Origin of the sequence: Pantoea sp. DY-15 (assembly GCF_019795935.1) — a bacterium.
Lineage (GTDB): Bacteria > Pseudomonadota > Gammaproteobacteria > Enterobacterales > Enterobacteriaceae > Pantoea > Pantoea leporis.
On record NZ_JAIMIF010000001.1, the window covers coordinates 1,613,181 to 1,637,759 of the forward strand.

24 protein-coding genes and 1 pseudogene are annotated in these 24,579 nt (G+C 57.6%); 8 read left to right on the forward strand and 17 right to left on the reverse strand.

All coding sequences use genetic code 11. The features are described 5' to 3' along the window. Nucleotides 1-41: 41 nt before the first annotated feature. From K5Y32_RS07930 to K5Y32_RS07940, 3 genes are read right to left on the reverse strand one after another with little or no spacing between them, the layout of a single operon-like run. Nucleotides 42-1,022 carry a LacI family DNA-binding transcriptional regulator gene (locus K5Y32_RS07930; protein WP_222182639.1) on the reverse strand — a complete coding sequence of 327 codons (981 nt, stop codon included), beginning with the start codon at nucleotides 1,020-1,022 and terminating at the stop codon, nucleotides 42-44. Nucleotides 1,023-1,079: 57 nt separating this feature from the next. Further along, a complete protein-coding gene (locus K5Y32_RS07935) occupies nucleotides 1,080-2,153 on the reverse strand; it encodes a sugar phosphate isomerase/epimerase (RefSeq protein WP_222182641.1) in 1,074 nt (357 codons plus the stop codon). A gap of 16 nt (nucleotides 2,154-2,169) precedes the next feature. Further along, a complete protein-coding gene (locus K5Y32_RS07940) occupies nucleotides 2,170-3,408 on the reverse strand; it encodes an MFS transporter (RefSeq protein ID WP_110866357.1) in 1,239 nt (412 codons plus the stop codon). Nucleotides 3,409-3,622: 214 nt separating this feature from the next. On the opposite strand from K5Y32_RS07940, the gene K5Y32_RS07945 reads away from it, so the two are divergent. Next, on the forward strand, nucleotides 3,623-4,009 hold the full coding sequence (locus K5Y32_RS07945; protein ID WP_167391207.1) for a cupin domain-containing protein: 387 nt from the start codon (nucleotides 3,623-3,625) through the stop codon (nucleotides 4,007-4,009). Here K5Y32_RS07945 and K5Y32_RS07950 read toward each other — a convergent pair. Continuing rightward, nucleotides 4,006-4,680, reverse strand: a complete 675-nt coding sequence (locus tag K5Y32_RS07950) for a GntR family transcriptional regulator (protein WP_222182643.1) — start codon at nucleotides 4,678-4,680, stop codon at nucleotides 4,006-4,008. The two genes, K5Y32_RS07945 and K5Y32_RS07950, sit on opposite strands and share 4 nt — an antisense overlap. 115 nt (nucleotides 4,681-4,795) lie before the next feature. On the opposite strand from K5Y32_RS07950, the gene K5Y32_RS07955 reads away from it, so the two are divergent. From K5Y32_RS07955 to K5Y32_RS07970, 4 genes are read left to right on the forward strand one after another with little or no spacing between them, the layout of a single operon-like run. Beyond that, nucleotides 4,796-5,476 (forward strand): DUF2848 domain-containing protein, encoded by a 681-nt coding sequence (locus K5Y32_RS07955; RefSeq protein WP_222182645.1) that lies wholly within the window; start codon nucleotides 4,796-4,798, stop codon nucleotides 5,474-5,476. A gap of 8 nt (nucleotides 5,477-5,484) precedes the next feature. Continuing rightward, nucleotides 5,485-6,828: an amidase gene (locus tag K5Y32_RS07960; RefSeq protein WP_222182647.1), complete on the forward strand. Its 1,344-nt coding sequence runs from the start codon at nucleotides 5,485-5,487 to the stop codon at nucleotides 6,826-6,828. 2 nt (nucleotides 6,829-6,830) lie between these two features. Further along, nucleotides 6,831-7,466 (forward strand): DUF4286 family protein, encoded by a 636-nt coding sequence (locus tag K5Y32_RS07965; protein ID WP_222182649.1) that lies wholly within the window; start codon nucleotides 6,831-6,833, stop codon nucleotides 7,464-7,466. Beyond that, nucleotides 7,459-8,772, forward strand: coding sequence for an MFS transporter (locus K5Y32_RS07970; RefSeq protein ID WP_222182651.1), 1,314 nt, complete (start codon nucleotides 7,459-7,461; stop codon nucleotides 8,770-8,772). The genes K5Y32_RS07965 and K5Y32_RS07970 overlap by 8 nt, the downstream gene beginning before the upstream one ends. 74 nt (nucleotides 8,773-8,846) lie before the next feature. Here K5Y32_RS07970 and K5Y32_RS07975 read toward each other — a convergent pair whose 3' ends face one another. Both K5Y32_RS07975 and K5Y32_RS07980 read right to left on the reverse strand, forming a co-directional pair. Continuing rightward, complete coding sequence (locus K5Y32_RS07975) at nucleotides 8,847-9,050, reverse strand: hypothetical protein (RefSeq protein WP_101764092.1); 204 nt, start codon at nucleotides 9,048-9,050, stop codon at nucleotides 8,847-8,849. Nucleotides 9,051-9,111: 61 nt separating this feature from the next. Next, a complete protein-coding gene (locus K5Y32_RS07980) occupies nucleotides 9,112-9,729 on the reverse strand; it encodes a TetR/AcrR family transcriptional regulator (protein WP_370634167.1) in 618 nt (205 codons plus the stop codon). Nucleotides 9,730-10,037: 308 nt separating this feature from the next. Between K5Y32_RS07980 and K5Y32_RS07985 the strand changes: the two genes are divergently transcribed. Next, complete coding sequence (locus tag K5Y32_RS07985) at nucleotides 10,038-10,247, forward strand: CsbD family protein (RefSeq protein WP_007892931.1); 210 nt, start codon at nucleotides 10,038-10,040, stop codon at nucleotides 10,245-10,247. Between the two features lie 43 nt (nucleotides 10,248-10,290). Here K5Y32_RS07985 and K5Y32_RS07990 read toward each other — a convergent pair whose 3' ends face one another. From K5Y32_RS07990 to K5Y32_RS08040, 11 genes and pseudogenes are all read right to left on the reverse strand, one after another. Further along, on the reverse strand, nucleotides 10,291-10,563 hold the full coding sequence (locus K5Y32_RS07990) for a hypothetical protein (protein WP_222182655.1): 273 nt from the start codon (nucleotides 10,561-10,563) through the stop codon (nucleotides 10,291-10,293). A gap of 169 nt (nucleotides 10,564-10,732) precedes the next feature. Next, nucleotides 10,733-11,722: an aldo/keto reductase gene (locus K5Y32_RS07995; protein ID WP_222182656.1), complete on the reverse strand. Its 990-nt coding sequence runs from the start codon at nucleotides 11,720-11,722 to the stop codon at nucleotides 10,733-10,735. A gap of 31 nt (nucleotides 11,723-11,753) precedes the next feature. Continuing rightward, nucleotides 11,754-12,572 (reverse strand): aldo/keto reductase, encoded by an 819-nt coding sequence (locus K5Y32_RS08000; RefSeq protein ID WP_222182658.1) that lies wholly within the window; start codon nucleotides 12,570-12,572, stop codon nucleotides 11,754-11,756. Nucleotides 12,573-12,689: 117 nt separating this feature from the next. Then, nucleotides 12,690-13,454, reverse strand: coding sequence for a carboxymuconolactone decarboxylase family protein (locus K5Y32_RS08005; protein ID WP_222182660.1), 765 nt, complete (start codon nucleotides 13,452-13,454; stop codon nucleotides 12,690-12,692). After that, nucleotides 13,432-13,551: pseudogene (locus tag K5Y32_RS08010) on the reverse strand (cupin domain-containing protein); the annotation flags it as partial. The gene K5Y32_RS08005 and the pseudogene K5Y32_RS08010, both read right to left, overlap by 23 nt. Before the next feature lie 69 nt (nucleotides 13,552-13,620). Then, complete coding sequence (locus tag K5Y32_RS08015) at nucleotides 13,621-14,832, reverse strand: multidrug effflux MFS transporter (RefSeq protein WP_222182662.1); 1,212 nt, start codon at nucleotides 14,830-14,832, stop codon at nucleotides 13,621-13,623. 525 nt (nucleotides 14,833-15,357) lie between these two features. Next, nucleotides 15,358-16,740 carry an NtaA/DmoA family FMN-dependent monooxygenase gene (locus tag K5Y32_RS08020; protein ID WP_222182664.1) on the reverse strand — a complete coding sequence of 461 codons (1,383 nt, stop codon included), beginning with the start codon at nucleotides 16,738-16,740 and terminating at the stop codon, nucleotides 15,358-15,360. A 19-nt stretch (nucleotides 16,741-16,759) separates the two neighbouring features. Next, nucleotides 16,760-18,382, reverse strand: coding sequence for an ABC transporter ATP-binding protein (locus K5Y32_RS08025; RefSeq protein ID WP_222182672.1), 1,623 nt, complete (start codon nucleotides 18,380-18,382; stop codon nucleotides 16,760-16,762). After that, the gene (locus tag K5Y32_RS08030) at nucleotides 18,382-19,239 is read right to left on the reverse strand and encodes an ABC transporter permease (protein ID WP_222182674.1); all 858 of its coding nucleotides are present in this window, start codon (nucleotides 19,237-19,239) and stop codon (nucleotides 18,382-18,384) included. The genes K5Y32_RS08025 and K5Y32_RS08030 overlap by 1 nt, the downstream gene beginning before the upstream one ends. Next, nucleotides 19,236-20,258 carry an ABC transporter permease gene (locus tag K5Y32_RS08035; protein ID WP_222182676.1) on the reverse strand — a complete coding sequence of 341 codons (1,023 nt, stop codon included), beginning with the start codon at nucleotides 20,256-20,258 and terminating at the stop codon, nucleotides 19,236-19,238. Before K5Y32_RS08035 ends, K5Y32_RS08030 begins: the two co-directional genes overlap by 4 nt. After that, complete coding sequence (locus tag K5Y32_RS08040) at nucleotides 20,255-21,778, reverse strand: ABC transporter substrate-binding protein (protein ID WP_370635091.1); 1,524 nt, start codon at nucleotides 21,776-21,778, stop codon at nucleotides 20,255-20,257. Before K5Y32_RS08040 ends, K5Y32_RS08035 begins: the two co-directional genes overlap by 4 nt. 386 nt (nucleotides 21,779-22,164) lie before the next feature. Between K5Y32_RS08040 and K5Y32_RS08045 the strand changes: the two genes are divergently transcribed. Beyond that, nucleotides 22,165-23,400, forward strand: a complete 1,236-nt coding sequence (locus K5Y32_RS08045) for an acyl-CoA dehydrogenase family protein (RefSeq protein WP_222182680.1) — start codon at nucleotides 22,165-22,167, stop codon at nucleotides 23,398-23,400. 132 nt (nucleotides 23,401-23,532) lie between these two features. Continuing rightward, nucleotides 23,533-24,513, forward strand: coding sequence for a GlxA family transcriptional regulator (locus K5Y32_RS08050; RefSeq protein WP_222182682.1), 981 nt, complete (start codon nucleotides 23,533-23,535; stop codon nucleotides 24,511-24,513). Nucleotides 24,514-24,579 lie beyond the last annotated feature (66 nt).

The following is a 24,579-nucleotide window of genomic DNA, read 5'->3' on the forward strand; positions in this document are numbered from 1 at the left end:
CAACATCAGACCATATACTTCGCAGCCTTCGTAAACGCCGATTAAGTACTGGCGCGCACCACAAAGTGCCAGTCCATCATAATGCGTTGAGCCGGCGAATCAGGTTGATCGATCTTATTCAGCAGCAAGGTAAACGCCTTGCGCCCCATATCGCGCGACGGCTGCGCCAGCGTGCTCAGCGGCGGCGTGACCATTTCGGCGAGGTCGGATCCATCAAACCCCGTCACCGCTATATCCTGCGGCACGCGCAGCCCGGCGGCATGAATGGCTGACAGCGCGCCCGCCGCTAAGGTATCCGACACGGCAAACACGGCATCTGGACGCTCGGGCGCTCTCAGCAAGGCTTCCATCGCCTGTTTACCGGCATTAAAACTCAGCTCGGTGGCGTACGTGATGGCCTGCCAGCTGCGTGCTTCATGGATAAGTTGCTGCTGATAACCCGCCTGCCGCAGCTGCGCATATTTATAGCTGAGATCGTGGTTGATTAGGGCAATACGCTGTCGTCCCCTGCCCGCCAGAAACGCCACGACGTGCTTTGATGCCTGCACATCATCAATGCCCACGCAGGAGACATCACCGGCATCGGCGTATTCCGCGCATTGCACCCACGGCGTTTCGCCAATCAGCTGCGCCAGTTCTGGCAACTTACTGAACGCATCCATGGTGATAATGCCATCCACCATTTTCCCGGCCAGCAATTGCAAACTGGAGCGGGAGCGCTCGATGTCTGAGCCAGAATTGCACAACAGAATGCGATAACTGTTTTTCTCCGCCTGCTCCTCAATGCCTTTTACCAACTCGGCACAAAAGGGATTGGAGATATCCGACACCATCACGAGAATCATTGAGCTACGTGCAGTTCGCAACTGACGCGCTAATAAATTTGGCTGGTAATTACTCGCTTTAATAGCGTGCAGGACTTTCTCACGATTCAGCGCTTTTACCGTATCGCTGTTATTCAGCACCCGTGAAACTGTTGCCACAGAAACGCCCGCTAAGCGGGCGATTTTTTGGATGGACATGCTTACAACTCTTGCTCAGTCAGATACTACGGAGGCTAGCATAATTTCGCGCCCGCCTTAATCATGCGACTTTACCGCATTTAACCCCAACTGGGCGCGGATGCTGGCCGCCTGCTGCGGTTGTGCGGCAAAGTCATCGAATGCCCGTTCGGCCACCGGAATGATGTGGCGACGGATGAAGTCGGCGCCCTCGCGCGCGCCGGTTTCCGCCTCTTTCAGGCAACACTCCCACTCCAGCACCGCCCAACCGGCATAATCGTATTGCGCCAGCTTGCTGAAAATGGCCGGGAAATCGATCTGTCCGTCACCGGGTGAGCGGAAGCGACCAGCACGATCTATCCAGCGCTGATAACCGCCATACACGCCGCTGCGTCCGTTCGGCAGATATTCGGCATCTTTAACGTGAAACGCCTTAATGCGCTGATGGTAGATATCGATGAACTGCAGATAATCGATATGCTGCAAGTGCAAGTGGCTGGGATCGAACAAAATGTTGCAGCGCGCATGATTGTTCACTAACGCCAGGAAGCGTTCAAACGTCACGCCATCATGCAAATCCTCACCGGGATGGATCTCGTAGCAGACATCAATGCCGTAGCGGTCAAACTCGTCCAGCACCGGCAGCCAGCGCCGCGCCAGCTCTGAGAAAGCTTCACTCAATAGCTGAGGATTGTGTGGCGGCCACGGATAGAGATACGGCCAGGCCAGCGAACCGGAGAACGTCGCGTGGGCCTGCAATCCCAGGTTGGCTGACGCGGCCGCTGCCAGCTTCACCGTCTGAATCGCCCACGCGGTGCGCTTTTCTTTGTCGCCGTGCAAGGCGGCGGGTGCAAAGCCGTCGAAGGCGCGATCGTGCGCCGGATGGACGGCAATCAGCTGGCCCTCCAGGTGCGTCGATAATTCACTGATCTGCAAGCCGTAGTTGGCCAGCAAACCCGTCACTTCATCGCAATAGGTTTGACTGGTTGCGGCGCGCGGCAGATCAAAAATTAGCGGGTGATTACAAGGCATCTGTAGCGCCTTATAACCGAGCGCAGAGGCCCATTGCGCCAACCCTGCGAGCGAATTAAACGGTGGCTGCTGCCCAATAAACTGCGCGAGAAAAATTCCCGGTCCTTTTAACGTTTTCACTTACATCTCCCGTCAATCAAACCGCTTCATCCCGGTATTTAAAGGTGAAGAGGAAAAGAACGGCGATCACCGCTGCGGCAATTGCGGGGATCCACCAGAATGTTGCCCAGTTTTGCGCCGTGCCCTGTCCGGCAATCAGGCGGTTATACAGCGCGCCCGAGATCTGCGAACCCAGCAGCATGCCAATACCGTAGGTGAACATCACCACCATGCTCTGCGCCTGCCCTTTCACTTTCTCGCCGGCGATGCGGTCGGTGTAGATAAAGCCCACCACAAAGAAGAAGTCATAACAGACACCGTGCAGCAGAATGCCCATGTAGATCAGTGCGCGGCTTTCATCGTTCATGCCCATGGCAAACAGCGCGTAGCGCACAAACCACGCCACCATGCCGACCAGCAACATGTATTTGACGCCAAGGCGGCGGAACAGCAGCGGGATCACCAGCATGAAGACGATTTCGGACATCTGACCAAATGACATCGCGGTACTGACGTTACTCACGCCCGCATCCGCCAGCCAGGACGCGGTGTAGGCGTAATAGGTGCCGAGCGGGATGGAGATCAAGGTGGCGCAGAGAGCAAACACGAAGAAGTGACGGATTTTCAGCAGCGCAAAGGCATCCGCGCAGAACAGATCGCGCACTTTTAGCGGCATGCCTTTCGCCGGTGCAGGCGTATGCGGCAGCGTCAGACTGTAAATTGCCAACGCCACCGAGCAGATTGCGGCCAGGGTGAAAATCGCGGTACTGGAGGCGATGCCGGTAACACCAATAAAGATGCCCGCCACAATCCAGCCAATGGTGCCGAACACCCGCACCACCGGAAAACTTTTGTCACTGCTGGCCAGGCTGTGAAAGGCAATGTTGTTAGAGAGCGCCAGCGTCGGCATAAAACACAGCGTATAGCCAAACAGCAAGCCAATCAGCAGCGCGCCGTTTTCGGCCACCAGCGCGCCCGGGACAAACCATAAAATCACCGCGCCCGCCAGGTTCATCACCGCCATGACTTTCTGTGAAGGGAAGAAGCGGTCAACCAACATGCCCAGCACAAACGGCGACAGTATTGAGGCGATCGGCCCTGCTGAGAAAGCATCACCAATCAGCAATGACATGTTGTGCTGCGTCATCACCAGCCCGAGCGTTACGGACCAGCTTCCCCAAATGAAAAACTGCATGAACATCATCAATGACAAGCGGGGAATCAGCAGACGCTGCTGCCTCGCCGCGATCTCAGAACCTGTAGTTGTCGAAACCATGCTGACCTCGCGCCAAAAAGAAATCGATTACATTCCACTGAGAGAAACAAAGTAATCGATTACTTTAAGCAGTTCCTGGTGACCGATCACAATTCTTTTACAAGTGACCCGAGCATCACCGAGCGGCTTAGGCTGACAGTGATTGCACGCGCAGCCTTGCTGATTTGCACTATCCTGTGCGGGAGAGATTTTAATGACGATTCAGGGGAATGAGATGAGCGCCGATAACGAACATGAAAACAGTGCAGAAACGCTACTGCAAAGCGGGCAAGCCTGGAATGGCCAGCATATTGAACACTATCCAGCCGGTAAGCCCGAGATCACGGTGATGAAGATGACCATTCCTGCACATTCCGAGCTGCCGTGGCATACGCATCCGATGCCGAATACCGCGTATATTTTATCGGGATCGCTGACTATCGAAGACAAAGCCAGCGGCGAGACTAAAACGTTTAACGCTGGCGAAGCCTTTAATGAATCCATCGACATTGCCCATCGTGGTTTCACCACGGATCAGCGTGCCGAGCTGATTATTTTCTACGCCGGGGTTGAGGGCATGGAACTCTCTATTCCGCTGCCGGGTGAAGAAGCCGAGTATTAATTATTCAGCAGCGCCTGTTTAAACGAATAGATATGCACCCGCGCCGCCTCTTCCGCTAGCTCGGCATTTCCCTGCTCCAGCGCCGCAATGATCGCTTCGTGTTCGGCGATCACTTCGTTCATGTGCGCAGCGCTGGAAAGCGTGGTGGCCCAGAAGCGCTGCGCCTGCGCGTGGATAATGCTGAGAATATCGGCCAGCCGACCGTTGGCGGCGATGTCCGCCAGTACCTGATGAAATTCGCGGTCCAGCAGCATCATCTGTTCGCGATCGCGTGAGGCGCTGGCATTGGCAATGCGCTGATTCATCTCCCGCAGATAGACGATCTGCGCCGCATTGACCCGCTGCGAAGCCAGCCGCAAGCACAGCGCCTCATTCACCAGACGCACCTCAATTAACTCCAGCGCATCATCAATCGACAGCGGCGCCACCATCACGCCCTTGCGCGGGATAATCTGCAACAGCCCTTCCGTCTCCAGCCGATGCACCGCCTGATTCACCGGCGTTCTGCCCATCTCAAGGTCATCCATCACCTGCGCGATATTGAGATAGTCGCCCGGTTTGTAGCGCAGCGTGATCAGCCGGTGCTTGAACGCCAGATAGGCGCGCTCGTTAAGCGAAATGCTCTTCGGGGTCGTCGGCGAGCTCACATTTTCAGCCATCACATTACTCATCACACAAATCCTTATTAGGTAACTGAGACATATTACACAAAAACCTGGCATGAAAATGGCTAGATTGAAATCACAGTGAAATTTCACACGCATTTCTCACCTGGAGATCGATCCCATGCAATTACGGTTTACGACAGATTACGCCGATGCGGCAGTACTGGATGTTGAGGTTAATCAACTTGTTATCGCGGGCTGGGTAGGACGCGATCAGGAAGCGGTGCTGCACCATATCAGGGAGCTGGAAGCACTCGGCGTGCCCGCTCCTGGTGCAGTGCCGCTGTTTTACCGCGTCGCCACCAATCAATTAAGTCAGGAAACGCAGCTGGAAGTGGTCGGCGATCAGACGTCCGGTGAAGCTGAACCCTTTGTGTTTTTCCATCGCGGCGAATATTGGGTGTCGCTGATTTCCGATCATACCGATCGCCATCTGGAAACTTTCAGCGTGGCGCTATCGAAACAGGCGTGCATCAAACCGGTGGCCGGTCACGCGTGGCGCATGGCGGACGTTAAAGCGCACTGGGATCAGCTCGAGCTTCGTGCATGGATCAACGTCAACGGTGACTGGGTAACTTATCAGCAAGGCGCCCTTTCCTCGCTGCTGACGCCGCTCGATCTGTTAAGCCGCTACTTTGCTACAGGCCAGGTTGAGGAAGGTTTCGCCATGTCGTGCGGCACGCTAAGCGCCATCGGCGGGATTCGTCCTGCCAGTGAGTTCCGCATGGCGCTGCACGATCCGGTGCTCAACCGCACGCTGGAACACACCTACATCACTGGCTCGCTGCCGGTTATCGCCTGAGGTTCCCTATGACAACGTTATGGCAAGCGAGCCAGCAGCTGCTCGCCGGGCAAATCAGCCCTGAAACCCTGACGCAGGATGCGCTGCGTGCGATCGCGTCGGAAGGCGGTGAAGGCAAACGCGTGTTCACCAACGTTTATGCTGCGGATGCGCAGCAGCAGGCCGCGCAAGCCGGTGCGCGCTGGCAGCAGCAACAGCCACGCAGCGCGATTGATGGTCTGCCCATCAGCATCAAAGATCTGTTTGATGTCGCCGGAGAAGTCACCACCGCCGGCTCCCGCTTGCTCAGTAGCGCCAGCCCAGCCGCGGCGAACGCTAGCATGGTGGATCGGCTGCAGCAGGCCGGTGGCGCCATCGTTGGCAAAACCAATATGAGCGAGTTCGCATTCACCGGCCTCGGCGTCAATCCGCATTACGGCACACCCGCCAATCCGTGGCAGCGCGCGCAGCAACGCATTCCGGGCGGTTCCTCTTCCGGTGCGGCAGTCGCTGTGAGCGATGGCATGTGTCTGGCGGCGGTTGGCACCGATACCGGCGGTTCGGTGCGCATTCCGGCGGCGCTGTGCGGCTTAACCGGCTTCAAACCGAGCGCCAGCCACATTGATCAACGCGGAACGCTGCCGCTGGCGGCATCGCTCGACAGCATCGGTGTGATCGCTCACGACGTGCGCAGCTGCTGGCTGCTTGATAGCGTGATTGCCGATCGGCCGCTCACGCTGGATGAACGCACTCTATCGGACGCGCATTTCGTTATCCCGCAGACGCGCGTGCTGGCTGGCCTTGACGAACACGTCAGCGCCGCCTGGCTGCATGCGCTTGATGTGCTGCACGCGCAGGGCGTGAAAATCACCGAGCTGCCGCTGCCAGAGCTGGCAGAACTGGACTCCATTAACGCGCGTGGCGGCATTACCGCGTGGGAAGCCTGGCAATGGCATCAGCATTACGCCCAATCCCAGCCAGAAGCCTACGATCCTCAGGTTCTGACGCGCATTAATCGCGGCAGCTTACTGAACGAAGAGGATGCCGCCGAACTTTACCAACTGCGCGCCGACTGGAAACAGCGCGTCGAGCAGGCGGTTGCGCCCTTCGACGGCATCCTGATGCCGACGGTGCCGTTGATCGCGCCGACGCTGACTGAGCTCGAGGATCCCGCGCGCTACATGCAGGTCAACCTGCTGATGCTGCGCAACACCAGCGTGATCAACATGCTGGATGGCTGTTCGATTTCTCTGCCTTGTCATCAGCCCGGCGCTGCGCCGGTTGGCCTGATGCTCTCTTCCACCGATGGCAACGATGCTGCATTACTCAGCTGGGCTGCCGCGATTGAAACCACCCTGAAACGGAGTAGCTGATCATGACTCAACCCCACGGCATGCTGTTTGTCGCCACCAATATCGATGCTGCAGATGAAGCGGATTTCAACCAATGGTACGACCACGAACACGTTGAAGAGCGCGTGGCCATTAGCGGCTTTCTTAGCGGCACGCGTTACCAGGCGGTGGATGCCGAACGCAAATACCTCGGCCTGTATGAAACCGTATCGCTGGAAGCCTTTACCAGCGCCGATTATCACGCCGCCTTCACGCGCCAGACCGAATGGTCGGTGAAGAACCTCAGCAAAATGGTCAATCCGATGCGCCGCGTCTGCGCCATATCGCATCAGCATGGACAAGGCACCGGTAGCCATCTGGCGGTGCTGACCTTAAAAGCGGGTACAGATGTTGCATCGCTGGGCAGCTGGCAAAGCAGCGTGCAGCAAACGCCCGGCTATATCGCCTCACGTTTGCTGACGCCTGACACCACGCTGAGCTCGCCGCTGCCACGGGAAACCAGCGCAACGCGACCAATGCATCCGATGCTGCTGCTGACCTGCCGCGACGCCCAGGTGTGTAAAACCCTCGCCGCCGATGCCGCGCAGGCACTGAACGCGGACGTACAGCTCTACTCCCTCAGCTGGCAGTTAACCCAACAGGAGATGGCTCATGGCTAATACCGATTCAACGTTGCCGCACGCGTCAGGCGCGCGCGCCAGCCACAGCAAAACCGGTCGCCTCGCGGCGGCCAGCTCCATCGGCACCGCGCTGGAGTGGTATGACTTCACGGTCTACAACATCATGGCGGCGCTGGTGTTTAACCACGTCTTTTTCCCCAGCTTCGATCCGCTGGTCGGTACCATTCTGGCGTTCTCCACCTATGCGGTCGGCTACATTTCCCGTCCGGTGGGCGGCTTTATCTTTGGTCATCTCGGCGATGTCGCCGGGCGTAAAGCAGTATTGATCACCACCCTGGTGATTATGGGCGTCACCACCGCGCTGATGGGCCTGCTGCCGGGCTATGCGGCGTGGGGCATCTGGAGTCCAGTGCTGTTGGTGGCCTTGCGCTTTATTCAGGGCATTGCATTAGGCGGCGAATGGGCCGGAGCGGTGTTGCTGTCGATGGAGCATGGCGATGCCAACAAGCGTGGCCGTAACGCCTCGTTTGCGCAGGTGGGTCCCTCGTGCGGTACCTTGATTGGTACCGGATTTATCACGCTGGTAACGGTTGCGTTGAGCGGCGAGCAGTTTCAGGAGTGGGGATGGCGCATTCCGTTCCTGCTGAGTCTGCTGCTGGTGATGTTTGGCTTATGGCTGCGTCGCGGCGTAGAAGAGACGCCAACCTTTGTCGCGATGCAGCAGGCGGAGAAAACCACGCATACGCCACTGAAAGAGGTGTTTGTTCGCTATCCGCGTGAGCTACTGATCGCTGGCGGTTCACGTATCGGCTCCGACGTGTTGTATGCGTTGGTGGTGGTGTTCACCCTCACCTACGTCACCACCGTGCTGCAACTGCCGCGTCCGCTGGCGTTAATGGCCACTATGCTCGGCGCAATTGGCAATGCGATTACGGTGCCGATGTTTGGTGCGCTCTCCGACAAGCTCGGCCGTCGTCCGGTCTACATTGCCGGTGCGCTGCTGGCAATCGTTTGGTCGTTTGTGTTCTTTGTGCTGCTGGATAGCTCACAGCCGGTGCTGATTGTGCTGGCGGTCATTGGCGGCTTGCTGATTCATGCGGTGATGTACGGACCGCAGGCGGCGTTTGTCACCGAGCAGTTCCCCAGCCACGTGCGCTACGCCGGATCGTCACTGGCTTACACGCTGGCAGGAATCATTGGCGGTGGCTTTGCGCCCCTGATCATCACGACCTTGTATAAAGAGATGGGCAGCACGCTGTGGGTATCGTTGTATGTCAGCCTGGCGTTGCTGATCACGCTGTTTGCGCTGTGGAAGGCGAAAGAGACCGCGCATCGCCCGCTTTAATCAGACAGGTGTTTGGCGAGGGATTGCCAGACTTCAGCAGAGGAGAACAACAAGGCGCGGCACGCGCGACCCTATTAGTGCAGTTTTTTCGCCAGGATACGAATGGCTTTCTCGCAGGCGACTTTGGTTTTGCTGTCGGTGGAGCGCAAACTTAGGCGATACAACGCGCCTATGAGTTCCTGAACGGTAAGCGCTTCATCAGGACGCAGGATACGTGTCACTACCCTGCCCACCAATGCGCGAATCTCTTCCGTAATATCTGAATCTTCGTCTTTCACTTGCCCTCCGTCTTTACGCTTCGCTTATTTAGGAAGTATCCGACTCCTAATTAGACAAATTTTAGTCCAGCAGCTTCATAACTAACTTGATGGTCTCTGGTTCATCTTTTACATCGGTGATCTTGCCCACAACGCGCATGCCAAAGGCGATGCAGAGGATCAATCCCGCGGCGGTGTCCACATCCAGATTGGGCGTGACCGAGCCATCTTCCTGGCCCATTTTGAGCAGCGAGGCGAGGAAGTTTTTATTGCGGATGACCGCTTCACTCACCAGCTGCGAAAGATCGTCATCCAGCACCTGCAGCTCCACCGCGCTGCCCACCACTAAACAGCCGGTACGACCTTCCACCGCCCGCGCGGAATCGAGGTAAAATTGCAGCAGCTCGCCGAGCTTCTCGCGGCCGCTGGTGAACTGTGCCAGACGCTGGCGCAGATCGGCATTGCGCACCGAAAGGTAGCGTTCAAACACCAGCAGAAACAGGCTGCGCTTATCTTTGAAAGCCTTATAAATGCTGCCCGCCGTCAGCCCCATCGCCTCGCCCAAATCGTTCAGTGACGCGGCATGAAAACCCTTTTGACGAAAAACAATCATGGCTTTGTCCAGAGCCTGTTCGATATCGAACTCTCTTGGGCGGCCACGCTCTCTGTTTTTCGTGTCAGTGGTTGGCGTTTTGCTCATGGCGGATGGCATTGGGTAATGCAGGTTTCCAAAAGTTGACGGAAATGTCTTATCGGCGGTTACTATATCGCAACCCGGCATTGTCTGTATAGACGGGCAAACATAATGCCTTATAGAGCAAAGAGTTAGAGAATCACTTTTTGCTATTAACGGCTTTTTTCTCCACGCTGGCTCACACATTCGCAAATTTATGAGTCAGCTCACAGCTCAGGCAAGCAAAGCGCAAATCCTGTGCCAGGATTAATTCACCCGCTGGCATCAGGCCAGCGAAGGGCAGCACACAGTCACCACGAAATAGGGAGATCAACATGAACGAAGATCGTATTAGCGGCAACTGGAAGCAGTTCAAAGGGAAAGTGAAGGAAAAATGGGGCGACCTGACCGATGATGACATGACCGTGGTTGAAGGAAAACGCGATCAGCTGGTCGGCAAAATCCAGGAACGTTACGGTTATGAAAAAGACCGTGCGGAGAAAGAAGTTAAAGAGTGGGAAGATTCGAATAAGTACCGCTGGTAACGCCGCGCCGTTATGCCGGACAACTTTGTCCGGCATGCAGCTATCAGTGCTGCGTTGAGTCATCCGCCGCGACGTTTTTCGCCCTAAAGCTCATCACGTTCTTTTCAGATTGCTCAGCGTTATCGATGCTGCTTTTCACCACACTTAAAGCCAGTCTGGCGATCCGCACCTCTTCCGCCGTCACACCCGCATGTATCATCTTCTCTAATTGCGCGAGCAGCGTGGTACGCGAAACCGGCGCATCCTGGTTAAATAATTCCATCACCGCATCACCAATCGCGATGTCGCATAACTGTTTGTCATTACTGTTTTTCATGGGCTCTCTGTAATCGTCTCAACCAACCCTGGCCGGGGGATCCTGACGTGGCTGAGCATACCCACTGAGAAAAAAACGTCAAATACAAAAAAATGTCGATGCAATCGAAAATGCTTCGACATGCAACGCTTGCGACAGCTGAACATCGCGCCGCAAGCGTTAGCCTGGCTTAACCGCCGACCCGCGCCTGCAGCGCCGCAGGATAACGTTCACCCATCACTTTGATGGTCTCCAGCGCCTGATTGAGCTTTTGCAACTCTGCCGCGGAAAGCGCAATTTCCGCCGCGCCAAGGTTCTCCTCCAGACGATGCAGTTTGGTGGTGCCCGGAATCGGTACAATCCACGGCTCCTGCGCCAGCAGCCAGGCGAGCGCGATCTGGGCGGAGGTCACGCCTTTTTCCGCCGCCAGCTGTGCCACCAGCGTCACCAGTTTTTCGTTAGCTGCCAGCGCCTCGGCGGCAAAGCGTGGCACTTTGCTACGGAAATCATCTTCACCGAAGGTCGCTCCCGATTTAATCGCGCCGGTTAAGAAGCCTTTGCCTAACGGGCTGAAAGGCACAAAACCGATGCCCAGCTCTTTTAACAGCGGCAAGATTTCCTGTTCCGGCTCGCGCCACCACATAGAATATTCACTTTGCAGCGCGGTGACCGGCAGCACCGCATGGGCGCGACGAATGGTATTCGCGCCCGCTTCTGACAGACCAAAGTGTTTAACTTTGCCTTCACTAATCAGATCTTTTACCGTGCCAGCCACATCCTCAATCGGCACGTCGGGATCAACACGATGCTGATACAGCAGATCAATCACGTCGGTTTTCAGGCGACGCAGTGAACCTTCAACGGCTTCACGAATATGCTCCGGTCGGCTATTGAGGATCTGCTGCTTATTATCAGCGCCAAAGGTGAAGCCAAATTTGGTGGCGATAACCACCTCGTCGCGATACGGCTGTAATGCTTCGCCAACCACTTCTTCATTCAGGTACGGCCCATAGACTTCGGCGGTATCGAAAAATGTTACGCCGCGCTCAACGGCCGCCCGGATAAGCTTGATGGCCTGCTGAGTATCCGTTGCCGGACCGTAGCCATGACTTAGCCCCATGCAGCCGAGGCCAAGCGCTGAAACTTCCAGTGCGGAATTTCCCAGATAACGTTTTTGCATCTCTCTGTTCCTCAGGTTGCGTCGGTGATGATTACACGTCGAGTTTACGGCCTGTCAGCCACTCCACCATCGCGGGATCGCGGTGCGAGAAGAAGGCGCTGGTCGCGCTATCCAGCGCGGTAATTTGCTGCATTTCTGCCTCGCCGAGTTCAAAGTCCAGCACGTTGATGTTTTCTGCCATGCGATCTTTGCGCACCGATTTCGCCAGCGACACGATGCCGCGTTGGAAGATCCAGCGCAGAACCACCTGACCCACGCTCTTGCCGTATTTTTCGCCAATCTTCGTCAGCAGCGGATGCTGGAATAAACCGTTTCTGCCTTCCGCAAACGGCGCCCAGGCTTCAGGCTGAATGTTGCGGCTCTTCATCCACGGCACCGCGTGCAGCTGTTGGTTGAACGGATTGACTTCCACCTGATTGACCGCCGGAACAATCTTGTTGAACGCGATGAGATCCGCGAGGCGATCCGGCTGGAAGTTGCTGATGCCAATCGCTTTGATCTTGCCTGCCTGCTGCAACTCTTCCATCGCCCGCCACGCGCCGTGCACATCGCCGTATGGCTGGTGAATCAGATAGAGATCGACATAATCCATCTGCAGGCGATTGAGTGAGCGCTCAAACTGCGCCTTGGCACCTTGATAGTTGGTGTCCTGCAGCCACAATTTGGTAGTGACGAACAGCTCATCGCGCGCGATGCCACTCTGCTTGAGGGCATTGCCGACCTGAGTTTCGTTTTGGTAGGAGGCGGCGGTATCGATCAGACGATAGCCGGTTTCAATGGCGTCGGTTATCGCGCGCTCGCACTCGGCGGCATCGGTCATCTGAAACACACCAAAGCCCAGCAGAGGCATATCGAGGCCGTTGGTGCGTTATTTGTGCGGGCCCTGACACATCTGCTGCGTCACGGGCCTATAGCAGATGAGCCCTTTTCAAAACTCGCAATGAAGCTCCGGAGCTGGCCGGGCCCGCTACGATGCAGGCTGAAACGTTGCCTGCAGCGCTGCTTCCGCGCGATCCGCCGCCTGCGCTTCCCCGTTGGCACGCAACAGTTCCGCCAGCTGCTGCAACTGGCCGCGCGTGATGCCTACGCGCAAGCTGACGCGCGTATGTGACAGCAGCTGCGCCTCCACGCCCGGCGTGGCGGCCAATGCGCCCACTGTCGCCAGTTCGCGGCTTTGCCAGTCAAGGTTGTCACGGGCAAAAATATCGCCAAACAGGTGACTTTGCAGGAACTGATTGATCACCGGCGCGAAGTCGAAAAGTGGCCCTTGCACCGGCGCGCCGGAAATTTTGGTTTGGTTATCGGTGCCCAGCTGACGCAGCGCATCGCCCACCGGCACCGGCTGCAGCGGCTCTTTGCCCATTTCATCCTTGATGCCGCGCTGCTTGCGCGCTTCCGTGACTTTCATCAGCGCGCTCAGCGCGTTGAGACTGCGCGGGAAACCGGTGTAGGCATACAGCTGCACCAGAATTTCTTTGGCTTCGTTTACCGTTAATCCGGCGTTCAGTCCCTGATTAAGTGCGCCATCCAGTTTTTCCATGTTGCTGGTTGCCATAAACGCCGCCATCAGCGGAATGGCTTGTTGACGTGACGAGAGCGTATCGGACGGATTTGTTGACTGATTCATTGCAGGTGTCACTCCTTGTTGGGTTGCAGCATAGGTCGCCAGGTTTCCGGCGAACATCATGACGATGCCGACTGTGAGTGGTTTAATCGGCGCGATAGTGTTCATCAGTGACTTTCTCCATCCAGGTTACGCTTTTGCCATCCACCACGCCGGTCACCGCGAGGTGCGTCATCGCACTGTTGGCGCTGGCGCCATGCCAGTAGACCTACTGGGTGCCGCGTTATGTCGATGAAGCGATGAGCCAACTCGATCCGTTCTTTGACCAGAACATTTAAGCTTGCGACTTTGCCTTGGCAGCGGTGATCGCCATCACCGCGCTCACCACGGTAAACAGCGCGATAATCCAGCCCATGGTCCACGGCGTGCCGTCGCTTAACAGCGCCAGCAATAGCGACGAGATGATGCCGCTGCCGTATTGCAGCGAACCAATCAGCGCCGAGGCGGAACCCGCCATATTCGGCACCGCATCCATCGCCGCCGCCGTCGAAGTGGCCGCGATGATGCCGTTCATCGAGAAGAACACGAACACTGAGAGAATAATCATCACGATGCCGCCAAGCTGCAGTTTGGTGCAGAGCGCGAGGATCAGCGCCGCCACGGTGGCGGTTAGCACCGCAAACTTCAGCAGCGACTCAAGCGGATAGCGATGCACTAAACGTCGGTTCACCATGCTGACCGCCATCAAACCGACCACGTTGACCGCAAACAGCCAGCCATAATGCTGCGCATCGATGCCGAAGTAAGTGATATAGACAAAAGGCGTGCCGGTAATAAAGGCATACGCCGCAACGTAATACGCCGCGACGCACAGGGTAAAACGCATGAAATGGCGATTTTTCAGCAGCGCGAAATAGTTGCGAAACGCGCCCGGCAGCGAGGATTTCACCCGTTTCTCCGGCGGCAACGTTTCCGGCAACCAGCAGATCAGAATCAGCATCACGCCGCCAATGGCCGCCAGCAGCCAGAAGATGGCATGCCAGGATGTCACGCGGATCATCTGTCCGCCCAACAGCGGCCCGGCAATCGGCGCAATCGCCATAACCACAATCAGCGTCGAGAGCATCTGCGCAGCACGCGTACGAGCAAACAGATCGCGAATCATGGCGCGCGCCAGCATCGGTCCGGTACAAGCGCCCAGCGCCTGGAACACGCGCCAGAACACGATGTGGGTAATGTCAGTGGAGAGCGCACAACCCGCTGAGCCAATCACAAACAGCGTCAGCCCAACAAACAGCGGCGCTTTGCGGCCAAAGTGGTCGCTTAGCGGCCCCCAAATCAGCTGGGCAATACAGAAGCCAATAAGAAAACCGGTGATGGTGAGTTCTGCATCGCCGTGCAGCTCGCGCGCCATGATCGGCATGGCGGGCAGATAGATATCCGTGGATAACGAGGTGATCGCCATCAACGCACTCAGAATGAGAATAAACGGCAAACCGCTCGACTTGACGGTAAAGGATTGCGGACGCGTTGAGGCGTGATCCATGTTGAATTCCAGAGAGATCGAATTCGTTCATGTTAGCGGAAGAGATTGTGAAGATAATGGTCTGAAATAGCATTGCGCCTATGAGGAAAATTCATTAATCAGAAGTCGCCCTGAATGTTGTAATGCTTGTGTGCTTAAAAAGCCTTTTGCTTTAATTCCGGTGCGGGCTCTGGCACATCTGCTACGTCATGGGCCGTCCTCGCGCCGCTAAAGCGGTGCCTTCTGCAAATGTGCCCTTTTCAACAACACGCACGAAAGCATCAAAGCAGGCCGGGGCCAGTTTTGGGGAGGCATTCCGCAGCGCTGAACGAAGCGAGGAAGCCAGGAGAGCCCGCAGGACGCGGGCGAAAGGCGGAGCCGGGACAAGGACGTCGCGTCTCCGCCGGTCCGTAAGGCAGACGAGCAAAGTGAAGGTACCGCGTAAGCGGCGCGAGGATCGCCGGCCCAAAAGTGGCCCCGGCCTGCGCACTCGCCGCTGGGTTAACTGCCAAGCATTACGCTATAAATGGTGCCCTGGTAATCGTGTTACTCACCTAGCGTCAACGTCCGTTGCGGATGCGACGCCGGCAGCTTGCTCTCCTTGCCGAAAATCTTCTCGCGCAGCGTGCCTGGCTTATACGCCGTTTGCGCCAGGCCGCGTTTTTGCAGCACCGGCACCACGTGTTCAACCCACTCATCCCACCAGCCGAGCGTGGTGACCGGCACCACGTTAAAACCATCAACGCCAGCATCGGCAAACTGCTGCACCCGATCGGCGATCTGTTCTGGCGTACCGGCGAAACGGCCTGGTAGCAGCGCATGTTGAATCAGGTATTCGCGCCATGTCAGCACATGTCCTTGCCCATAATCGGCATCGACCGCGATACGGAATTTCGAGCGCATGTGCTGGCTGAACTCCTCGCGCCGGCTCAGTTCGGTCAGCGGCGTATCGGGATCGATATTCGCCAGATCGATGCCCGAACCGCCACTGTAGAAGCCCTGCAATGCATTGATATCAATGTTATCGAACAGATATTGCTGCTTACGCTTCGCCTCTTCCTCGGTCGATCCAATCACGGTGGAAAGCATCACCAGCTTCTTCAAATCCTCCGGCTGGCGACCGTAATCCACCACATCCTGATTGAGGATGGCGATATCTTTGCGCGCGGTGTCTGGCGTTTGCGATGGCAGGAACGTCACTTCGGCGTTGCGCGCGGCAAAGCGGCGTCCAGCGTCGGAATTGCCGGCCTGGAAGAACACCGGGCTGCGCTGCGGCGACGGCTCAACAATGTGCGGCCCTTCCACCCGATAGCGCTTACCGACGTGGTTGATTTTGTGGATCTTGTCGGCATCGAAAAAGCGGTTGGTGGCGGGATCGTGCAGCACTGCGCCCTCTTCCCACGACAGTTCCCACAGCTTATACGCCACATCGAGATACTCCTGCGCCCATTCGTAGCGCTCGTCGTGCGGCACAATGTCCTGATAGCCGTAGTTGCGGAAGCCGTTGGAGAGATACGAAGTGACGATATTCCAGCCGATGCGACCGTGGGTAAATTCATCCAGCGAGGAGATTTGGCGCGCAAACGAGAATGGATGGGTCTGAATCACGTTGCTGGTCACCACCAGACCGAGATTTTCAGTGGCTAAACCCAGCGCCGAAAGAATGGTGATCGGATCGGGCTCGGGGAACTGGGTGCCGGCGCGCATGGTGGTTTTGCCGTCGCCATATTCGATGTCATACACGCCCACCACATCGGCGATGAACAAGGTATCAAACAACCCTTTCTCCAGGGTTTTCACCGTCTGCACATAGGCATCAAGCTGGTTGTAGTTGTACTGCACCTGACCTTCCGGCGTGCGCCAGTAACCGTGGCTGTGATGATTCGGTGTGAGATGCAAAAATCCGTTGTAAATCAGTTCGCGTGACATGTTCGCTCCAGTAGCAAAGTTAAGCGGTTTCCAGCGCGGCCAGGCGTGGCAGCGAGGCAAGTAACGTCTGGGTGTAAGGATGGCGCGGGCGGTAGAACACCTCATCGGCGGCGCCCTGCTCGACCGCCTGGCCGTTCTGCATCACCAGCACGCGATCGCTCATGTGATGGATCACGCCGAGATCGTGCGAGATAAACAGGTAGCTGACGCCGAGTTGCGCCTGCAGATCGCTGAGCAGATCGAGAATCTGCGCCTGAATGGTGACGTCCAGCGCCGAGACCGCTTCGTCGAGCACAATCACTTTGGGATGGGTCGCAATCGCGCGGGCAATCGCCACACGCTGACGCTGGCCGCCCGACATGCGCGCCGGCCATTGGCTGAGATGCTCCGCCCCGAGCCCAACCGATCGCAGCAGGCTGATCGCCCGCTCGCGTGGCGCCTGCGTCGGCGCCTGCCGATCGAGCGCAATCGCATCCAGCAGGATGTCGGCCACGCGCCAGCGCGGATCGAACGAAGAGAGCGGATCCTGATATACCACCGCAATCTGGCGACGAATGGCACGCTGATCGGCGGCGGACGCATGGCTCCACGGCTGGCCGGCAAACAGCACCTCGCCGCTGTCCGGTGATTCCAGCGCCAGCGCGATGCGCGACAAGGTGGTTTTACCGGAACCCGACTCGCCGACAATTCCCAGCGTCTCGCCGCGCTTCAGGGTAAAGGAAACGTCATCGACGGCGCGGTGCCCGCGAAAACGCTTCATGATATGCCGCGCTTCCAGCAGCACTTCATCCGAGGGCGTTACAGTTGGGATTGGCACGCTGGGTGCGCTGCCGGAAAGGCGTTGCCCTTTGGTGTGTTCGCTGGGAATCGCGTTTATCAAACCTTGGGTATACGCATGCTGCGGCTGTTGCAGCACCTGCTGCGCCGTGCCCGCCTCCACAATCGATCCGCCCTGCATCACCAGAATCTGATCGGCGATTTTCGCCACCACCGCCAGGTCGTGGCTAATCAAAATCACGCTGGTGCCGCGATCCAGCATCTGGCGCAGCACTTCCAGCACCTGCGCCTGCACTGTGACATCCAGCGCGGTGGTGGGCTCATCGGCGATCAGTACATCCGGATGCAGCGCAATCGCCGAAGCGATCAATGCGCGCTGGCGCAAGCCGCCCGACAGCTCTCCCGGCCGCTGGCTGGCGCGATAAGCCGCCTGCGGCACGCCGACCTCTTCCAGCAAGGCCTGCACTTTCTGCTGGCGGCTGGCGGCGTTGCCCCAACCATGCAGCGCAAGCGCTTCGGCGATCTCTTTGCCCACCGGACGCAGCGGATCCAGCGACACCAGCGCGTCCTGCAAAATGAAACCCACTTTGCTGCCGCGCACCTTGCGCCACCAACTGTCGCTACGCTGCTGCAGCGTCTCACCGTGCAGGCTCAGCGTGTCAGCCTGCACGTGTAATCCGTCTCCAGCTAATCCCACCAGCGAACGGGCGGTGACGCTTTTCCCCGACCCCGATTCACCCACCAGCGCCAGACATTGCCCGCGTTGCAGCGCGAAGCTGACGTTCTTCACAATATGGCGCGGTTGCCCGCTTTCGCTGCTGGCCCAGATATTCAGGCCGCGCACATCAATCACATTGTTGCTCATTAGCGCGTCTCTCCTTCCGCTCGCTGCTGGATGTAGCGGCCAATCTGCGTAAACGATAGCGCCACCAGCACAATGGCAATGCCCGGCAAGACTTCCAGCCACCAGGCGACGGTGACGTTAATTTTTCCGGCTTCAAGCAGCGCGCCCCACTCCGGCGACGGCGGCACCACGCCTAATCCAAGAAACGACAGACCGGATGCCCACACCACCGATGGCCCGATGCCTAACGCCACCAGCGAGAACAGCGGCCGGAACACGTTTGGCGCGATGTGTTGGGTAAACAGCCGTGGCCACGGATGTCCGAGCGCACGCGCCGCTTCGACATAACCGGATTGTTTGACCTGCAATGCCTGGGCACGCACCAATCGCGCATAGCCGGGCGCGGTGCCAATGCCGACCGAGATCAGCAAACTGCTGGCGGAGGGACCCAAAAGCGCGACAAACAGCAGCGCCAGCAGCAAGGTGGGAAACGCCAGCAGGATTTCCAGCAGACGATTAACCGGCTCCGCCAGCCAGCGCGGTCCCAGCGCGGCGCTAAAGCCGAGCACCACCGCACCCAACAGCGCAATCACCATCGCGCCGATGCCAATCAGCAACGACTGACGCGTGCCCCAGATAATGCGGCTGTAGAGATCGCGGCCGATGTCATCGGTGCCGAGCCAGTTGGCCCAAGAAGGGGCTTGCAGCGCGCGATAGAGATTGGTGCTGAAGGGATCGTGCGTCGCCAGCACGCCAGGCGCGATGGCCGCGACAATAAAGAACAGCGCGACAATGGCGGAAAGCAGCACCGAAAGCGGCAATTGCCAACTGATGCGCGCGGTGCGCGGCCCGGCGTAATCCGTGAGATGAGTTGTCATGGGCGACCTCGCAGGCGGGGATCGACGATCAGGTAAATCAGGTCAACCACCAGGTTAATGACGATGTAGAGGAAACTGATGAGAATCACGATGCCGGAGACCAGCGCAAAATCCTTGTTGCTCACCGCATTGACCAGCACGTTGCCGAGGCCCGGCCGGGCAAACACCGCTTCCACCAGCACCGCGCCAGAGAGCAAATTGCCAATCGCCCAACCACTCAACGTGATGGCCGGAATCAACGCGTGGCGTAACACATGGCGCAGCCGCACGCCCGCCAGACTCATGCCGCGCGCCCGCGCCGACAGCACAAACGGCTGCTGCATGCTGCGTTCAAATTCGCCGCGAATGGCGTGACCTATAAAGCCCGCCAGCGGAATCGCCAGCGTGATGGCGGGCAGCACGGTGCCGAGCAGGCTGGTGCCGCTGACCACCGGGAACCAGCGCAAGCCGATGGCGAAGACGATCAGCAGCAGAATACCAATCCAGTACTGCGGCAATCCGGCCATGATGGTTTCCACCGCTGAACCGAATGCCGCCAGCCGACGGTTACGTCCGGCGGTGAGCAGCGTCCACGGAATGGCAATAATCCACGCCAGCAGCAGCGCGGCAATCGCCAGAGTAAAGGTCGGCAGCAGCTGCTCGGCAATGATGTGCACCACCGGCCGCTGCAACTCAAAGGAGAAACCAAAATCGGCGTGCAGCAGCCGCCAGAAATAGTGCAGATACTGCTCGACAATCGGCTTATCGAAACCGTATTGCGCATTGATCGGTGCCAGCTCCGCCGGCGTGCGTTCAATCACTTGCCCGGAAGTGATATTCAGCAGGATGGTGGCGCGATCGCCCGGCAGCACCGACAGCACCAAAAACGTCACGGTGATGGTGCCCCACAGCACGAACAGCGCGGAGGCGATGCGCAGTGAAATCCGCCGCAGCAGCGACGCCGTACGGCTGCGTGGCGCGGCAACGCTGGCCACATCGGCGGTGCTGTTTTGCGGCGACGATGACATCAATTCACTCATGGCTGCTCCTGCACGAAGTAAGCATCGTTAAAGTTCAGCAATCCGTTGCCCTGATCCTGCCAAAGCCCGCGAATGTTGTTGGCAATGGCAACGTTGTAGGTGAAGTTGTAGCCGCCGATGGCAATCGCCTGATCGTCAAACCACTTTTGCAGCAGGTCGAACTTTTGCTGGCGCCGTTGCGCATTCGGCTCACGCTGCGCATCAAGGATTTGCGCTTCCACTTCGGGATTATTGAAAAAGCTGGTGTTGTTGCCGTTGAACGCGCCGTTAAGCGCATGGTTGTAGACGATGTCGAGGATGTTGGGCGAAGGCCAAACCCAGTAACCAAAGCTGATTTCTTTATCTGCCGGACGCGAACGTGCACCGGCAAAGCCTTCGGTTTGCGTCAGCGGGATCAGATCCAGCTTGATGCCAACGCGTTTGACCTGATCCTGCGCCGCCTGCAGCATCAGCGCGCCCTCCTGGTCGATAATCGCCTGAATAAACGGCAAGCGCGCATCCAGCGTTTTGCCGTCTTTGGTGCGATAGCCGGCGGCATCGCGCCCGGTCCAGCCGGCGGCGTCCAGCAGCTGATTAGCTTTGGCGATATTGAGTGAATAGCGATCGTCGACATTGAGATAGAGCGGCGTGCTTTTACTCAGCGAGCCGTTGCCCTCATACGGTACCGCACCTTTGAACACGGTTTTGACGATCTGCTTGCGGTCCAGCGCGTAAGCAAACGCCTGGCGCACCCGCTGATCGGTAAACGGACCGCGCTGCACATTAAAGGAGAACGCCTGCGGCCGTCCGGTGGCGACATAAGAGAGCGTTTGATAGTGACGCTGCAGCGCCTGCCACTGCGCGGACGGCGGCTGATAAATCACATCCGCGCCGCCGCTCACCAGCGCGCCCCAGCGCGTGGTGGCATCCGGCACGAACTTCCACTCCAGATGCTTGATATATGCCGGGCCGTTGTGGTGCGCGTTTGGCGGTGCCCAGCGATAGTCGTCATTGCGCACAAAACTGATGCCATCGCCGCGCACCCAGCGCGCCACTTTCCACGGCCCGGTGCCGACCGGTCGTAAGCACTTCTGCTCGCTGCTGTGATGCGCCAGTGAATCGGGTGATTGAAATCCGTAATGACCATTTGCCAGCACGTTATAGATTTCAGGATTCGGCTCAGACAAATGTAGCGCCACGGTATAATCATCGACCTTGGTAAATCCGGTCATATAAGTAAAACCGTGCCAGCCTATGCCTTTTTGCCACGCCGGATAATTCGCAATAACCGCATCGGCATTAAACAGATCGCCATCGGTAAATTTAACGTCGTGGCGTAGATGAAAAGTAATGGTTTTACGATCTGCGGATTCACTCCAGCTGGCAGCCAGCCACGGACGAATCTGTCCGTTGTCATAACTCACCAGATAATCAAAAACCTGACGCGATAAATAAGCTTGCTGCACCCAGCCGCCCCACAAGCATGGCGGCTCCTGCTCGTGCAGATAAACCAGCGTGCCGTCACTATAATGGGGCGGCACGGTCTGCGCGCTAACGCTTAAGGGCAACGCACCACTTATCGTCGCCCATATCGGTATGAATAAGCGCTGAAGAACCTGATATTTCATTTCTCACTATTTCCCGGTCAAAAGCTAATAACAGATTTCGCGTGGACCTATTCCGCTTGAAATTATATTTTCTGGAAATTAATGGGTAATTTTCGGAGTCGCGTTTGAATAGAGCACAGATATAAAGCGCGGCAAATAACAATAGTGGCAGTCAATATGCAGAAATGAATTATTTGTTCCATATAGTGAAATAAGCAGAGATTAGTTATTTGGCGAAATAGCTTACGCAGAAAAAGCATTAAATCGCGCCCGATGGCGATGACATAGTAATGAAAATTTCTATGCTGGAGAGAAGCGTCATGTCGCACATCGAATCAGGTTGGGGAGCTGGCCCGTCATCCCGTTATGAACAGCTGGCGGAGCGTTTCCGTCCTGTGTTCAGGAACATACGCGCGGGCGCGATTGAGCGAGAGCTGCAGCGTCAACTGCCGCTGGAGCAAATTGCGTGGTTGAAACAGAGCGGTTTCACCGCACTGCGCGTGCCGGAGAGCCATGGCGGACTCGGCGCGACGCTGCCTGAGCTGTTCGCGCTGCTGATTGAGCTCGGCGAGGCGGATTCCAATCTGGTGCAATCGATTCGCGGTCATCTCGGCTTTGTGGAGAACGTGCTGAACAGCGGCAGCAGCCCGTTTCGGGATAAGTGGCTAACGCGCCTCGGACGCGGTGAAATCGTTGGGCCAGCGTGGAGCGAAACCGGCGATGCGCGTCAGTCTGAATTCTCCACGCGCATTGCGCGCAGCGGCGAATCCTGGCGGCTTAATGGCCGCAAGTTTTACACCACCGGCTCGCTCTATTCTGACTGGATTGATATCGGCATCACCGATGAAAACGGCAAAGGCGTATCGGTGACGGTTTCCCGTACCGCGGAGGGCGTGACGGTGCTCGACGACTGGAACGGTTTCGGCCAAACCCTGACCGCCAGCGGCACGGCGATTTTTGCCAACGTGGCGATCGCCGCCGATGACATCAACGAAGAGATTCATTTCAGGTATTCACCGGCGTTTTATCAGCTGATTCATCTGGCGACGCTGGCTGGCATTGGCCGCGCGCAGAGCGGTGAAGTGGCGCAGCAGGTGGCATCGCGCACCCGCACTTACAGCAACGGCAATGCGCCGCGTGCCGCGCAGGATGCGCAGATTTTGCAAGTGGTTGGACGCCTGCGCGGCGCAGCCTACAGCAGCGGCGCGATTGTGCTGCACGCCGCCAGCGCGGTGCAGCGAGCGTATGACGCCCACTTTAGTGGCGATCAGGAGGTGGAGAACCCTGCGGTGGCGATCGCCGAGTTGGAAGTGTCGCAGTCGCTGAATGTGGTGAGCGATCTGCTGCTCAATGCCAGCTCGACGCTGTTTGATGCGCTGGGCGCGTCGGCCACGCTGAAACCGCTGGCGCTGGACCGCTTCTGGCGCAACGTGCGCACCCTTTCTTCGCACAATCCGCGCATCTACAAGGATCGCATCGTCGGTGATTTCGCGGTCAACGGCACATTGCCGCCCGAGCAGTGGCGCATCGGCTTAGCGGATAAATCATCCGTGTAATCGATATGGATCATTGCACCATCCCTTAGCGGCGCAATTTATTGCGCAATAAATTGCGCCGCTACGGATTGTGCATGCTATTGCCGCCATGAGACACTCTGGCTTATTCCGTCAAAATGTCTATTTCACGCCATGAAAACCTTTCTGATTATTGTGCCCGACGGCGGCATGCTGTTTGAAGCGGCGGGTATCGCCGATATCCTGATGCGCGCCAATCACCATCTGCCGGTTGGCGTCGATCAGCAACGCTATCGCGTCAGCCTCGCCACCACCCAATCGCATCAGGTGATCCATGGCCAATCCGGCCTCAATCTATTAGCCGACCTCAAACTGGCCGATCTCGATCCGCGCACTGCGTGGGACACCATCATGATCACCGGGCGCGGCGACAGCGTGGAAGAAGGCAATATGGTGGTCGATTTCATCAAGCTGGCGGCTCCGCAGGCGCGTCGCGTGGTGTCGGTATGTGGCGGCGCGATGCTGCTGGCGGAATCCGGCTTGCTGGCAGGTCGCCGCGCCACCACGCACTGGCGCTTGCTCGATACCTTGCAATCGCGCTATCCAGCGATTCAGGTGGAAGGCGGTCCGCTGTTTATTCAGGACGGACCGATCTGGACCTCCGGCGGCGTCAGCTCGGGCTTTGACCTGACATTAGCGCTGGTGGAAGAGGATTTCGGCTTTAGCGTGGCGCGTGATATTGCGCAGGATATGGTGATGTATCTGCGCCGTCCGGGCGGACAGATGCAGTTCAGCCGCTTTCATCTGCAAACGCCGAGCGGCATTGGCCCGATCGCTGAACTGCAGCGCTGGGTCCGCGCCAACCTCGCCGAAGATCTCTCAGTCGAGAAACTGGCGGAGCGCGTCGCCATGAGCCCGCGCAACTTTACCCGCGTGTTCACCCGTGAAACCGGCGCACCGCCCGCGCGCTATGTGGCCGAAGCGCGCCTCGCCGCCGCGCGTGAACTGCTGGAGCAAAGCAACGACACGCTGGATCGCATCGCGCAACAGACCGGTTTTGGCAGCAGCATCAATTTACGCCGCAGCTTTGAGCGTCAACTGCATCTCACGCCGGGCGAATATCGCCAGCGCTTCCACTGCCAGAAATTGGCGTAAAGTGATCCTTTTTTGGCGTTTACGCCATCACATCATCGGCTTAGAGTGACTCCAGCATCTTCGGAA